Source organism: Marinomonas sp. PE14-40, from assembly GCF_051623805.1.
Classification (GTDB): Bacteria; Pseudomonadota; Gammaproteobacteria; order Pseudomonadales; family Marinomonadaceae; genus Marinomonas.
Map to the genome: position 1 here is coordinate 2,884,238 of NZ_CP130700.1, position 15,194 is coordinate 2,899,431.

Consider the following 15,194-nt stretch of genomic DNA (forward strand, 5'->3'; position numbering starts at 1 on the left):
AGGGTTAATGCGCTTGACCTGAGCCGATAGAACGGCTCAGAAGAATAACAGGGACTAAGCCCACTAGTACTATCATCAGGGAAGCAGGGGCAGCATCAGCTAACCTCTCATCTGAGGCGAGTTCAAACGCCCTAACAGCCAAAGTATTAAAATTAAACGGCCTTAATATCAAAGTGGCAGGTAACTCTTTCAATACATCAACAAAAACAATCAATAATGCTGTTAATACAGAACTCTTCATTAAAGGCAGATGTATTTTACGTAATACATCCATAGGTTTATAGCCTAAAGAGCGTCCAGCAGCATCTAAGCTAGGGGTAATTTTACCTAATCCACTTTGAACAGCACCTAGTGAAACCGCCATAAATCGCACTGTGTAAGCAAATAAAAGTGCGAATAAAGTGCCTGACAAAATTAAGCCGAATCGCACCTCAAATACATCTTGTACCCAAGCGATAATTTTATGATCTAACCAAGCAAAAGGAATAATGATACCAATAGCGATAATAGTGCCTGGCAAAGCATACCCTAACCCGGCTACCGTAACCGAAGCTTGCACCGCTTTGCGCTTATTTAAACGACTCGCATAGGCCAATATGAGGGCTAAAATCACTGCAATAAATGCGGCTAACGCAGCAAGGTATAAGGAGTTCCAAGCCAGCTGAATAAATGAAGAATCAATTCCTTCTGAACTAAAAACAGCCCAATAAGTGAGCTGTAATCCAGGCACAATAAAACCTAATAAAACAGGTAAAAAGCAAACAAATGCGGCAAACATACCTTGTTTCTTAGTTAACTCAATTTTACGGTTGGATGCTTTACGTATACCAGAAGAGTGATAGCTGATTCGACGTCTTGAATAACGCTCTAATAAAATGAGGCAGGTAACGAATAATAAGAGTACAGAGGCTAATTGGGAGGCCGCAGCCGCATCACCAAAACCATTAAAGGTTCGCATGATTCCAGTCGTAAAACTGGTCACACCAAAGTATTTAACCGTGCCGTAATCGGCTAAGGTTTCCATTAAGGCTAAAGTAACACCTGCGACAATGGCAGGTCTTGCTAAAGGTAGTGCCAATTTAAAGAAGGAACGGGTATGGCTATAACCTAAAGAACGACTTACCTCTAGCGTATTGGCAGATTGCTCTAAAAATGCCGCACGAGACATGAGGTAAACATAGGGATAAAGCACAAGAGATAACATCACAATTGCGCCAGGTAATGAGCGTACCTCGAAGAACCAATACTCTCCGTAAGAAAGGCCGGTCAGATTGCGAATTAACGTCTGTACGGGGCCCGCAAAATCTAATAACCCAGTATAAGTGTAAGCAATAATATAGGCAGGAACAGCCAAGGGTAATAAGAGTGCCCAAGCTAACCATTTATGTCCAGGAAAGCGACAAACACTGGTCAACCAAGCGGTAGGGACACCTAATAGAAGGCTACCAGCGCCAACACCCAACATTAATAATAAAGAGCTAGAAATGTAATCAGCGAGAACAGTCTCAATAAGATGCTGCCAAACATTGGCTTGACCTGTGAGTACATTGGTCAAGATAACCAGCACAGGCAAAGCCAACAGAAGCGCAACTGCAACAGAAACAAGCATCAACCAATTAGGTCGAAACAAGGTCATTCTTTTGGCTAGATCCAACATCATTCCTTTCTACTTATTCTGTTTAGTTAAAACATCAAACACACAATAGCAGGTTACTTCCAACCCGCCGCATCCATTATTTTAACGGCATCTAGGTTATTATCACCTAATTTTGTCAGACTGATTTTATCTGTTCTAAAATCGCCAAAGCTCGCTAAATTAACCGGTGGCGCAATACCATCCACTACTGGATATTCGTTGTTCACATCTGCATACCAAGTTTGCGCTTCGCTAGATAATAAAAACTCAATCAGTTTAATGGCACTGTCTTTATTAACTGATGCCGCGGTAATACCCGCACCACTCACATTCATATGTACACCACGATCTGATTCTGCTTGGTTAGCCCAAAACACACCCACCTTTTCTGCCACCAATTGATCTAATGCATTATCACTCTTCATCATACGACCAAAGTAATAAGTATTAGCAATGGTTACATCACATACGCCTGTAGCAACCGCTTTTAATAAATCGGTATCACCACCAAAAGGAGGTCGTGCCAAATTAGTCATCAGCCCTTTTACCCATTCTTGGGTCGCGTTCGCTCCATTCACCTCTATCATAGAAGCAACCAATGATTGATTATAGATATTTCCTGATGAGCGAACACAAATACGGCCTTTCCACTCACTGTCTGCTAACGCTTCATAACTAGACAGCTGCTCAGGCGTCACTTTATCTTTCGCATAAAAAATAGTGCGCGAACGCTGTGATAAACTATACCAATAATCATCACTATCACGAAGATGCTCTGGTACTAATTCATCTATCTTCGAAGTCTGAAACGGCTGCAAGACACCTGCTTTTTTTGCTCTATGTAAGCGTCCAGCATCAACGGTAATAAAGATATCAGCAGGACTATACTCCCCCTCAACCTGTAAACGTCTTAACAAAGCATCAGCCGATCCTGTAATTAAGTTTACGGTGACACCTGTTTCTTCTTCGAAACGATCCAACATAGGTTTGATCAATGCTTCTTTACGAGCGGAGTAAACATTCACTTCTTCGTCAGCCATGACAGGTAATGATAGACCTGTAGCTAAAATAAGAGACAAGATAGAAGAAAGCTTTAAGCGAGGACGAGCAAGTTTAGTAACGAGTGTTTTAGAATTAATGTTTAACATATAAAGTGTCGCCGTATTTATTCTGATAAAAAATCGTGAAAATATTAGAAGGATTATAAATGAAATTAATTACCATTTATATTTAAACCCTTCGCTTTTCTAGTACTGCTTTCAGTTTTTTAACCACTAATTGACAAGGTTCAACACATAGAAAGCGGGCTGATTGCAAAAAAGGTAATAGATATAGAGCAAGGAGAGAATTGTGATTCTCCTTAGTATCCGAGTTCAGTCCAAATTTAAGCGTCTGAGTTGGGTCAGAGTGATGAAAACTCTTAAACCACCTATCCCAACACGCTAACACGACACCAAAATTCTTATCCCAATGCTCTCTAGCCACTGAGTGATGAATTTGATGCTGTGCGGGTGAAATAAAAATCTTTTCTAGCCAATGCGGATAACAAAGCATCACATTGGAATGACGTAAATTTGCACCTAAAAGATTAAAAGCAAAAGTGACAACATTCACACCTAATACCATGTAGATATCTACCTGATTAGGAAGCAAGTAAAAAAACAAAGCAATTGAAAAGCCCTGACTTAAAGTTGAACGCAAAGAGAAAAGAACAGACTCGATTGGATGCGTTCTAAACACAGTAAAAGGGTTCAATTCTGTTGCTGAATGATGAACCTGGTGAAAAGCCCATAAAAAAGGCCATTTATGCATAAGTCTATGCAGATAAAAGCGACAAAAATCATCCAATACAAACTGAAAAACAGTAAAACAGAGTACGACCAACCAAGTTGGCCAAATATTTGGTTCAGGTTTATCAGGCATTAGCCAATGTAATTGTTCAAACAACCAAATTGCCACCAGCATCTTGGCTAATAAAAAAGGTGAAATCAGCTTTAGGATAAAAGTGTTAATAACGAGAGTTTTATAATCAGCAAATGCGGTCGCTGACCACCAAATTTTGGCTTGAAAAATATGCCGTGCAGCACGTTTTATAGAATACTTACTAAAGAGGGTGAGACATAAAAGGGCAATAATGAAAGCACTTACCAAATAAGTCAGAGACACTCTCTTTTGAGGGCTAATTAGATCCCCAAAAAGCGCTTGCCAATACTCATTCCAAAATACTTCCATTACAGAATAGCCTCAAATATCTTAGTTAGTCTGTGAATCAGACTAACTAAGATAAACAACTGATAGGTATTAGTCGTTTTCGATAGAAGTTGAAGTACTTAACTTCGTTGCTAGCTCATCCATACCCGCTAAAACATCATTTGAACGAGCTTTCAGATTAAAGCGCTCAGCCAATAGCAACTGAATCTTCATCATGTGTAATTTGTACTCTTCCATAGAGATACTTGAAGACTGTACAAATTCGCCTTTAACGTTACGAGCAATAACTTGTGTATCACCAAGCAATACTGGGCTAAAGCCAGTTAAGCGATTCAATTTAACCGCTGTCTCACCTAGATCTTCACCACCGACCTGCAATGCCATTGCAAAGCCTTTTAACTCACCCCAATGTTTTGCATAAGCACGGTAAGCTTTAGTCACATCGCCATTTGCTTCTTGGATTACACTTAACTTATCAAGATCTTTATATACCGAACCAGCATATTTAAACGCAGCTTCAGCAATCACTTGTTGCCAGTTCACACGAATAGTATTCACATAATCATTCAGTTGTGCCATTTGTGCTTGGTCAAGTTTAGTACCTTGAGCATCATGAATTAATGCACGGCCATCATAGAATGCACTTACGATGTTATTTAGGTAGCTAGTTTTGCCCGACTTATCAGAACCTGCTGCATAATACGCGTGTGCATAAACCATTTCGGTTTTCAGGTCGACAACACCATCTTTGTTATAATCAGCTGCTGAGAAATACTTAGGATCTTTCTTAGCAATGCCGTACAAGCTTTTAGCATCAAGTGTTAGAGCATGAGCTGGAGCACCAAAGTAACCGAAGGCTTCATCCCAATAATGTTCTTTTGCAGAGTAAGCAGCGCCATCTTTGTAGGCTTTATCATTGGTTTTTTTGCTGTTATTTAGTTTTTCGTCCAAATAACCATCCACAGCTTGGTTGTAAAAAACCGCACCCATGGTGAATTTAGAAATTAGCTGAGTATAGTCATAGCCATTTACTGGATCAAAACCACCTTTTACCTTAGCGGCTTTAGCTATCATATCTTCTAGTACTTCTTGACCAGTCATATTACCAGGCCAAGCATTTACAGCACCTTTATAGGCTTTTGAAGATAGGTTCTTACCTTTAGAGATTTCACCAATGGTAGTTTGCTTAATCGCAAAACCATCTTTTGAAACAGGATCTAAAATGGCTCTGTTAGCATCCTTTGCTTCAAAATAAAGTGCCAATTTAGCGGCTTGATCAGCATCCTGCTTACCTTGTCCTTTAGAAATCGTTTTTTTCAAAGAATTATGAATAACGTGTCTTGCAGCTTGACCGCTATAAGATACAGATGACGTTGCACTACCTTGGTAGCCAGCAACAGTTACTGGAAATTCGTTATACACTTCACCAGCGAAAACAGCGCTAGAACCGATAGATGTAACAAGTGTAGCAAGAGCAAAAGGTTTGAATGACATGATGGCCTCTGACACAAAGAATTAAATGTACTCACTCAATAATCGAACATTGAGAAAAGTGAACCGGGCTAAAGTAGCGCATCCATAATGAAAATGCTAGTCGTTATCATTTCTGTTTAATGATTTCCCTCATAAAACTTACAAAAGTTACACATGAACCTTTCAGATATTTGACGGTTATTTTATGAGAAATTCGCCTATCAACCCAATGCGAGGCTAATAATATGGTTTTTAACAAGCCTTTGATTATTCATCCACCCCATCCCAGTGTTTCGGGCAAAGACGGTGAGTGGGTTTTGCGTCTCGTATAAGCGTTTAAAAAATTCCATACTGGCCGACATCCTAATATTGTCTGACATACGGTTTCTTTGGTATCGCCTTAACACTCTTTCATTAGATAAAGATTCCCCCCTACCTTTGGCTTTAGTTAATACATCAACTAAAGCGCCCGCATCGGCAAAGCCTAAATTTGCACCTTGACCAGCAAGAGGATGAATCGTATGCGCCGCATCACCTACTAAGGCAAGACCGGGCTGCACATATTGCAAAGCATGCCTTTGCCTTAAGGGTATAGACATGGGGTTCGTTAGCACCGCTAACACTCTAAATTTATTTGAGATAGCATAATTTAGTCGCTGACAGAACATCTCAGACGTCAGGCCTAACAAGGCCGATGCCTCAACAGGAGGAACAGACCAAACAATTGAAGCAAAGTGACGCCCTTCAAAACATGGCATAGGTAGAATAGCTAAAACACCTTCCTCACCAAAGCTTTGCCATGCGGTATTTTCATGACTCTTATCTAGTTCAATTGTCGCAACAATGGCGTTATGCTGATAATCCCATTCTTTAGTCTCTATTTGTGCTTGAGCGCGTATCAAAGAGTTAGCACCATCAGCTGCCACTACTAACTGACCCATTAGCTTTGGTCCACCCTCCAAGCTAACCAACATAACTTCATCTTGCTTTTTATAATGACTAACAGAAGAGACAAAAAAGCAATCAACTAACTTATTATGGCTTTCTAGTTGAGTTAACAAAGCTTGATTCAAAACCTGGTTTTCAACCAAATGACCTAGCTCGTCTAGATGAACATCATCACAACTAAAAGCAATTTCTCCCGTACCTAATCCATCCCAAACGTTCATATCATGGTATGGCGTCAAACGTTCAGCATCCATTAACTGCCAAGCTCCGCTTTGCTCTATTAAGGCTTTTGAATGTCGGGAAACCGCACTCACTCTTGAGTCATAATAGGGAAATTCTGACAATTGGCATTGACCATTACCTTTATCCACCAAGGCCACACTAAAACCTTGCTGAGCAAGCAGATTAGCGGTTAAAGCTCCCACCATACCGGCACCTACCAAGATAACATCATAGGATTTTTTCATTCTTTCACCTTGTAAAGTATTAATGAGTGGCGTTTTTTGTTCTGTGTGTAGGCTTATGTACATCTAGCCCCATAGCTGCACGCGCAAAGCTTCCCTTAACTAGAGGGCAGTGATCTAAGGCGAGATTGGCTAAATTACGGGAAAGGCGAACAGGAAGGTTTTGATAAGCAAAAACAGAGACTAAACCATGACTCGCTGTTTGAATTCGTTGTGCATCTTTCTCTTGTTCGTCAGCGAATTGATGTAGATTTGACAGTACTCCAATATCCTCACCCTTCGCGATGCTCGACAAGACATTATGGGCAAGTAAAGCCACCCCTCTTAAAGCAAGGTTAAAGCCTTGGCCTGCAACAGGATGAAGTGTATAGGCCGCATTACCTAAAACAGCCAACCGAGAGCGAACAAGTTCATTGGCCTTTTGTATTTTGAGCGGGTAATAGGCTCTTTCTCCAACCGTTTTGAAACGGCCTAATCTATGCCCGAACTCAGCTTGTAACTCTGACAAAAAGTCCGCATCAGAAAGCGCCATTCGTTCATCAATGGATGGCATAGCTGTGGTCCAAACTAGTGCAGATCTGGCTCTTCCTTGAAAGCTAGGTAAAGGCAACATGGCAACCGGCCCCTGCCTGGCAAAGCGCTCATAAGCCCAACCTTGATGTGGTTGTTGAAGTTCAATATTGGCTATGAGTGCTGCTTGTTGGTATGTCTTTACTTGATAACTTAGACCTAATTGCTTAGCTAAGTCAGAACGACCGCCATCACACATAACCACTAACTTAACTTGATAATCGGTTTTAATACCTGTTTCTAGATCTAAGATATCTGCCTGATAGTCTGACTCTCTAGGTTGCAAACCCACCACTTTGGCTGGAGATAGAACTTGAACATTAGAGAAGGTTTTTAATTGTGCATAAAGCTGTGTGCCTAGGCCTTTGTTATCCACAACATAACCCATGCCTTCAACATCATAATCATCAGCATGTAATCGAGACATACCAAATTGCTTTCTTTCTGATGTATGAATATGCTGAATAGGTGCGACTAGATTAGCTAAATGAGGCCAGAGCCCCATATCAGCAAAAATATTCGCACTGGATTTACTTAAAACCGTTGATCTATCATCAAAGCTTGGCTGAGATTCAGATGAAGCTTCTATAGACTCCACCATACAAATGTTTAACTCTTGGTTATGGCTTGCTAGAGCTAACGCAAAGGATGCGCCCACTAGACCACCACCAACAATTAAGATATCTGCTGTCATTAGGCCAATCTCCTACCCAATTTATTTAATATTAAAATTAGTGCTTCTGCATCAAGGCTTCAATTTCTTCAATATCACGTGCAAGGCCATGAGTCAGAATAACAGGACCAGATTCAGACACTAAAACATCATCTTCGATACGTATACCGATGCCACGCCACTTCTCATCTACTTGCATATTGTCTTTCGAGACATACAAACCTGGTTCAACGGTAACGACCATACCAGGGACAAGTGGGCGGGATTCAGCTTCGATCTTATAAGCCCCCACATCATGGACATCCATACCAATCCAATGCCCAGTGTTGTGCATATAAAAATCGCGATAAGTCTTATCTTCTATCACGCTTTCTAACTCACCTTGCAGCAGCCCTAGTTCAATTAGGCCTTGGCTTAATACACGCACTGCTACATCATGGAAGTCTGTGTATTTAGCGCCTACTACTACGGCATCAATCGCTTCTTTTTGCGCTTTTAACACTAGATTATAGAGCGCTGCTTGCGGTTCAGAGAATTTACCATTGGCAGGGAAGGTGCGAGTAATATCGGAAGCATAAAACCCTAATTCACAACCGGCATCAATTAAGACTAGATCACCATCGTGAATCTCCGCATTGTTTTCTATGTAATGCAAAGTACAGGCGCTGCTACCAGAAGCAACAATATTGTTATAAGCAGGCGTTCTAGAACCTGACTTCATAAAGCAATAATTTAGCTCAGCTTCTAGTTCATATTCCTTCATACCAGGTTTTACAGCCTGCATGGCTAGCTGATGTGCTTTCACACTAATTTGTGCTGCTTTTTCCATTAAGTCAATTTCTTCTGCATCCTTAACCAGACGCATTTCACCTAGAAGGCTCGCTAACTGGTTAAACTGAGCTGGCGCTTGAGCACCCTGGCGTATTTTTTTAGCCAAGCTTTGTTGCCAATTTACTATTTGTTGCTGTAAAACATCATCTGAGAAATCAAACCAAACTGACTGACAGCCATCTAATAATTTAGTGATTTGCTCATCCATATCTTCTAAGGGAAAAGCCTTGTCAAAGGCAAAGTTTTCAACCGCGCCTTGGACCCCATGGCGAAATCCATCCCACTGTTCCTTCTCAGGATCTTTTGGTAGATTAAATAAGATAGATTGAGTTTTGTTAATCAATACATAAGCGCCAGGCTCTGCATAACCGGTCAAATAAAAGAAGTGGCTATTTGGTCGAAATTCAAAATCACAATCACTATTACGAGTACATAATTCACCTGCTCGCACAATGGCAACAAATCCTTCTGGTAATTTTGCTTGCAATAATTGACGACGAGCTTGGAAATTGACAATCGGCAAATTCATTTTCACCTCTCAGTTAGATGGATAATAGAAACAACAAAGAGCAGTATTTTTTTGGCTGCTCTACACCTAGTTCAATTAGGACTTAATGTATCTTTGTTTGATTATTTTTATCTTGTGGCTGTACTTCATGGTGCTCTGAATACAGCATCATGGCAGACAATCTGGCATATTCAATCAGCTCAGTAAGATCTTTCTCATTGTCATTACTGTCTTCTAACTCGCGCATTTCACCCTTCATACCAGATAGATTGGCAAAATCACGTAATACTTGCGTCGTATCATCAGACAAATTCTTTTTTTGCCCTGACAAACCATAACCCGCCAAGAAGCCATGCGCCCACTCTGCCAAAGTAACACCACGATCACTTAGGTTTGAATCTTCATCAGCTATCACAGGATCTAATGCATACTCGCCATTAGCAAACAATGTTTGTGTCGCTGTATAAAGTTCGACAATGGCATCTCGACTCGCTTCTTCTTTCCAGCTTTCTATATCACAAAATTCAACCACCATCGCGATCCAATCTTCCAGCAATAAAGTCACGCCTGAGGCAAGATAACCACATAGTTGGCCATGTAATTCTGCTGGTGAAGCCCCAATAGACTCAGTAACAAACACATCTGCAATAAGATCAAAGTCCAATGCATCTTTAAGCATTTCAGTCGACATGAAAACCCCTAACCCTTAACTGTTATTAATTCGATAAGTAAAGCCTATGCTTACTTACAAGTAAGCCGCACTTTTGATGCGGCTTAGCTATATTTCTAAACTTATTACTCTATATGGCATCAATTAGATAAATTACAATCACCATAACAAGCATAAAGAAAGAGCGACTCGCCTATAAGCGCACTCTCTTTAACTGACTTAATTATTTAGCTGCTTCAAACCAGATTCGAGCGTTTGCAAGATAAGAGTATTAATTGTCATTGGACCCACACCACCAGGCACTGGGGTATAAGCCGCAACCCTGTCAACTAAGGGTCCTAACTCTATATCACCAACACCACCTGGGTGATAGCCAGCATCAACAACAACTGCGCCGTCTTTGATCCAATCAGCTTTAATTAATTCAGGCTTACCAACAGCACCAACAATAACGTCAGCCTGTTTCACAAAACTTGGCAAGTCTTGAGTACGTGAGTGACAAATTGTCACTGTCGCATTGGCATTCAACATCATCATAGCCATAGGCTTACCCAAAATAGGGCTTCGACCAACAACGACAACATGTTTACCAGCTAAATCAATATCATAATGCTCTAGTAAGCGCATAATGCCAGCAGGTGTTGCTGAGCCATATGCAGGCTCTTGCATCGCCATGCGACCAAAGCCAAGGCAAGTTACACCATCCACATCTTTATGTGCTGCAATTTCGTCAAAGCACAGACGTTCATTGATTTGAGGCGGTACAGGGTGTTGCAACAAGATACCATGCACATCTGAGTTTTCATTTAACTCTTTGATAGTAGCAAGAAGCTGATTTGTAGACGTCTCTTCAGGCAATTCAATTGCCATTGAGTCCATTCCTACTCGGCGGCAAGCGTTACCTTTCATTTTAACGTAAGTCGCAGACGCAGGATCGCCACCCACTAAGATTGTTGCCAAGATAGGGGTTCCACCAGTACGTTTCTTAAGCTCAGTAACCTGGGCTTTTAGACGGGTTTCGGTTTCTTCAGCAGATAATTTGCCATCAAGAACCAATGCAGTCATGAATTAACTCCAACAGTAAGTAGATCGTGATTTAGGGTAAGCCATTGTACCTTAGAATCAGTTCAAATAGGCAGCTTACTGCATAATCAAACCGATATTACTCGGGATTAATTGCTAAAGCTCAAACCGACAGATTGTTATACCGCTTCAATGTAATCCACTAACAATTGAATATTACGCTGCCCTCGAAACTCATTAATATCGAGCTTAAACACCACCCTTGCTTGCTCTGCATTATTAGGCCAGAGCGTTAAGTCGATAAAGAAGGCGATAGCATCAAGTAACAAGCCTTCATTTGGCTCTCTTAACAAAAGTTTTAAGTGTTTTTGCCCTACAATTCTCTGTTGAATAACATCAAACACACCATCAAAGACAGGCTCAGGAAACATTTGCCCCCATGGCCCACATTGTCGAATCATCTCAGCAAAGCTCAGACTGAAGTCTTCAGCCCTAAGACCACCATCAGTCAATAAACAGTCTTCAAGATCATTAGGATTAACAAGTTCGGTCACGACCTCATCAAAGGCTTTAGCAAATTCTGCATAATGCTTTTCTTTAATACTCATCCCTGCCGCCATGGCATGACCACCAAACTTACTCAGTAAATGGGGATGCCGTTTTGCCAATAAATCTAAAGCGTCACGTATATGCAAACCCGGAATAGAGCGTGCTGAACCTTTTATTTCCTCGTCATCCACCTTAGCAAAGGCAATCACAGGACGATAACACTTATCTTTCATGCGCGACGCTAGAATCCCGATAACACCTTGATGCCAGGTTTCATCGTAAAAGCACATGCCATTCGGTAAATCTTGTTCATCCGCCACCAACTTCTCGAGCACGAACTCAGCCTGCTGTTTCATTTCAGACTCTATATCTTTGCGTTCGCGGTTAAGTTGATCAAGTTCTTGTGCCAAACGCTTTGCTTGCTGAGTATTAGAAGTCAACAAGCAAGCTATACCTAAGGACATATCGTCCAAACGCCCAGCTGCATTTAATCTTGGCCCTACTGCAAACCCCAAATCAGATGCTTTAATTTGGCTAACATCACGATTAGCAACCTCAAGTAAAGCCAAAATACCAGGACGCGCGTGACCTGCTTGAATGCGCTGCAGGCCTTGTTTGACCAAAATGCGATTATTAGCGTCTAACGGCACAACATCCGCAACCGTCCCTAAAGCAACTAAATCTAAATAATCTGCCATACGTGGCTCTGGGATATGCTGCAATTCAAACCAATGGCGCGCTTTAAGCTCTGCACGAAGTCCGCTCATCACATAAAAGATCACACCAACACCCGCCATCGCTTTACTATCAAATCCACATCCATGCTGATTTGGGTTTACGATAGCATCTGCTTCCGGTAGCTCATCACCTGGCAAATGATGGTCTGTAACCACCACTTTCATGCCATATGATTTGGCGACTCTCACCCCCTCAATGCTTGAAATGCCGTTATCTACTGTCACTAATACAGCAGGCTGACTTTCTTGAGCTACCTCAACAATTTCTGGTGTTAGTCCATAGCCATATTCAAATCGATTTGGCACCAAAAATTCTGGATCTATGGCCCCCATAGCCTGCATCGCTAAAATCCCCAAACTAGTGCTTGTCGCACCATCAGCATCAAAGTCACCTACAATTAGAATTTTTTCACCAGCTTCAATGGCATCTGCCAAAATAGTTACGGCAGGTATGAGCCCCATTAACTCATTAGGCCTTAATAAGCTGGCTAATCGATATTCTAGCTCTAATTCGTTAGCAATATTTCGGGTTTGTAAGATACGCTGCATAGTCAAAGGGATCGCTGAAGAGAAGCTTTGATGACTTTCCAGAACGGGCCTGTGTAGTATTTTCTTGCTCATTTAATACTCCTCTAAATTAACAATTACCTTTGATTAGCTTTAATTGCAGTCAAGTTAAGCAGGGTAGAGCCTAGATAACAAAACAGGCACAGCTGTTTCCACTTTCAAAATACGCTCACCAAGGTGCACACTTTTAAAACCGGCTTCGTGCCATTTACTCACTTCAAACTCATTCCAACCACCCTCAGGCCCTATAGCGAGAATACTTTCTTGAGTAAGATTTATTGGGCAATCATCTGCTTGGTAAGGATGGGCCAATAAAGCTAACTTTCCGACCATTTCTCTGGGTAAGAGATCTTCAACATAAGGTCTAAAACGGGTCATCATTTGCAACTCAGGCAAATAGGTATCTCGAGCCTGCTCCAAGCCCTCTAACAAGATGCGCTGTAAATTATCAGCCTTCAAAACAGGTGATTGCCAATAACTTTTCTCCACTTTAGCTGAATTCAGCAGAATGATCCTTTTCACTCCCATAGCACTAATATTCAACAAAGTACGTTTAAGCATGTTTGGACGAGGTAGAGCTAAAACCAAAGTAAGAGGCAGAGGCTTTGGCGCTTGCTGCGTTAAATGAATAACTTCAATCTCAGCTTTCCCTTCACCATTCTCTCCTAAGTATTTCGCTTCACCCATAAGCCCATTAATAATACCGACTCGTAACTTATCACCCGGTTCGGCTTTGATCACTTTATTAAGGTGCTCTGCTTGGCGTAAGTCGAGCTGGTAGCGTTGGGCATCAATCGCCTGCTTAGGGTCTAACAAAATGATATTCATAACTGCGTCATTATCTTTAAGAAGGTAATAAAAAGGAGATATTTCGTTTTAGTAAGGCATTAAAAAAGGCCTTACTCGAATGGAGCAAGGCCTTCATAAAACATTTAATTAAATGTTTTTAGTAACAAAAGCTTGCACATCTTCAAGGCTATTATCTAGCACTTCATAAACTTCTTCACGTTCGAACAAGTCAGCCATATGATCGGGTAGTTTAGGCGATTCACAACCTGCCTTTTCAACCGCTTCAGGAAATTTAACTGGATGCGCTGTCGCCAAAGTAATCATAGGCACAGACTTATCTTTCCAGCAATGACGCGCCGCATCTAAGCCAATCGCAGTATGAGGATCTAATAGGTACTGAGTATCATCAAATACTTGTTTGATAACCTCACAGGTACGCGCATCATCCACTTTATAGCTATCGAAATTTGACTTAACAAAGGACCAAGCTTCATCACTTAACGACACATCACCTTGGTTAAAGCGAGCCATTAGGTCTTTAATAGATTCGCCATCACGACCATGAGCATCAAACAATAAGCGCTCAAAGTTACTCGACACCATAATATCCATACTTGGTGACAAGGTGACATTCAAAGACTGACGACTCATGTCATTTTCAGCAATAACACGATGTAAAATATCATTCTGGTTAGTCGCAACCACAAGCTGATCGACAGGCAAGCCCATTTGTTTAGCAAGATAACCTGCAAAAATATCGCCAAAGTTACCCGTTGGAACAGAGAAAGACACTTTACGATGAGGCCCACCGACAGACAAAGCTGAGGAGAAGTAATAAACAATCTGAGCCATAATGCGCGCCCAGTTGATTGAGTTTACCGCGCCAAGCTTACCGCCATTCAAGAAGGACTGATCTGCAAAACTGTTTTTAACCATCCCCTGACAGTCATCAAAATTACCCTTCACAGCAATATTGAAAACATTATCATCGATAACACTTGTCATTTGACGGCGTTGAACATCAGAAACACGCTGATAAGGGTGCAAAATAAAGATCTTAAGATGATCAGAATGTCGACAACCTTCAATTGCAGCAGATCCGGTATCACCAGAAGTAGCACCAAGGATAACCAATTCTTCTTTACGTTGACTTAGCACATAGTCCATCAAGCGACCAAGTAACTGCAAAGCAAAGTCTTTAAATGCCAAAGTTGGACCACGGAACAACTCTAACACCCATTCGTTATTATCCGTCTGCACCATAGGCGCAACCGCTTTATGATCAAAACCTTCATAGGCCTCATCAATCATACGGCGAAATTCATTATCTGGAATCTCACCAGCAACAAAAGGAGACATCACTTTAAATGCAAGTTCTTGATAACTAAGCTCAGCCCAAGAAGCAATTTCTTCTTGGCTAAATTTTGGCAACTCTTCTGGCACATATAAACCGCCATCATTAGCAAGACCGGCTAATAAAACATCACCAAATGACAGTGCTGGTGCATCTCCACGAGTGGATATGTATTTCATAATCTTTTCTCT

General features: G+C 41.2%; 12 protein-coding genes. All 12 read right to left on the minus strand.

Translation table 11 applies throughout. The annotated features are described in order from the left end of the window. Positions 1–4: 4 nt before the first annotated feature. Entirely contained in the window at positions 5–1,657 is a 1,653-nt protein-coding gene (locus Q0A08_RS13415) for an ABC transporter permease (RefSeq protein ID WP_438467641.1), read from the minus strand. A gap of 53 nt (positions 1,658–1,710) precedes the next feature. Beyond that, on the minus strand, positions 1,711–2,784 hold the full coding sequence (locus Q0A08_RS13420; RefSeq protein ID WP_438462040.1) for a Fe(3+) ABC transporter substrate-binding protein: 1,074 nt from the start codon (positions 2,782–2,784) through the stop codon (positions 1,711–1,713). A gap of 82 nt (positions 2,785–2,866) precedes the next feature. Continuing rightward, on the minus strand, positions 2,867–3,868 hold the full coding sequence (locus Q0A08_RS13425; RefSeq protein WP_438462041.1) for a sterol desaturase family protein: 1,002 nt from the start codon (positions 3,866–3,868) through the stop codon (positions 2,867–2,869). A gap of 69 nt (positions 3,869–3,937) precedes the next feature. Further along, a complete protein-coding gene (locus Q0A08_RS13430) occupies positions 3,938–5,341 on the minus strand; it encodes a DUF4856 domain-containing protein (RefSeq protein ID WP_438462042.1) in 1,404 nt (467 codons plus the stop codon). Positions 5,342–5,541: 200 nt separating this feature from the next. Then, positions 5,542–6,735 (minus strand): UbiH/UbiF/VisC/COQ6 family ubiquinone biosynthesis hydroxylase, encoded by a 1,194-nt coding sequence (locus tag Q0A08_RS13435; protein ID WP_438462043.1) that lies wholly within the window; start codon positions 6,733–6,735, stop codon positions 5,542–5,544. Positions 6,736–6,754: 19 nt separating this feature from the next. Beyond that, positions 6,755–7,996 (minus strand): 2-octaprenyl-6-methoxyphenyl hydroxylase, encoded by a 1,242-nt coding sequence (ubiH, locus tag Q0A08_RS13440; protein WP_438462044.1) that lies wholly within the window; start codon positions 7,994–7,996, stop codon positions 6,755–6,757. A gap of 37 nt (positions 7,997–8,033) precedes the next feature. Continuing rightward, entirely contained in the window at positions 8,034–9,335 is a 1,302-nt protein-coding gene (locus tag Q0A08_RS13445) for an aminopeptidase P N-terminal domain-containing protein (protein ID WP_438462045.1), read from the minus strand. Positions 9,336–9,417: 82 nt separating this feature from the next. Then, a complete protein-coding gene (locus Q0A08_RS13450) occupies positions 9,418–10,005 on the minus strand; it encodes a UPF0149 family protein (protein ID WP_046017853.1) in 588 nt (195 codons plus the stop codon). 198 nt (positions 10,006–10,203) lie between these two features. Beyond that, positions 10,204–11,049, minus strand: a complete 846-nt coding sequence (folD, locus tag Q0A08_RS13455) for a bifunctional methylenetetrahydrofolate dehydrogenase/methenyltetrahydrofolate cyclohydrolase FolD (protein WP_046017852.1) — start codon at positions 11,047–11,049, stop codon at positions 10,204–10,206. A gap of 137 nt (positions 11,050–11,186) precedes the next feature. Next, the gene (gene recJ / locus Q0A08_RS13460; protein WP_438462046.1) at positions 11,187–12,914 is read right to left on the minus strand and encodes a single-stranded-DNA-specific exonuclease RecJ; all 1,728 of its coding nucleotides are present in this window, start codon (positions 12,912–12,914) and stop codon (positions 11,187–11,189) included. A gap of 54 nt (positions 12,915–12,968) precedes the next feature. Further along, a complete protein-coding gene (locus Q0A08_RS13465) occupies positions 12,969–13,688 on the minus strand; it encodes a 16S rRNA (uracil(1498)-N(3))-methyltransferase (RefSeq protein WP_438462047.1) in 720 nt (239 codons plus the stop codon). Between the two features lie 108 nt (positions 13,689–13,796). Further along, on the minus strand, positions 13,797–15,182 hold the full coding sequence (gene thrC, locus Q0A08_RS13470; RefSeq protein WP_438462048.1) for a threonine synthase: 1,386 nt from the start codon (positions 15,180–15,182) through the stop codon (positions 13,797–13,799). Positions 15,183–15,194: the final 12 nt, after the last annotated feature.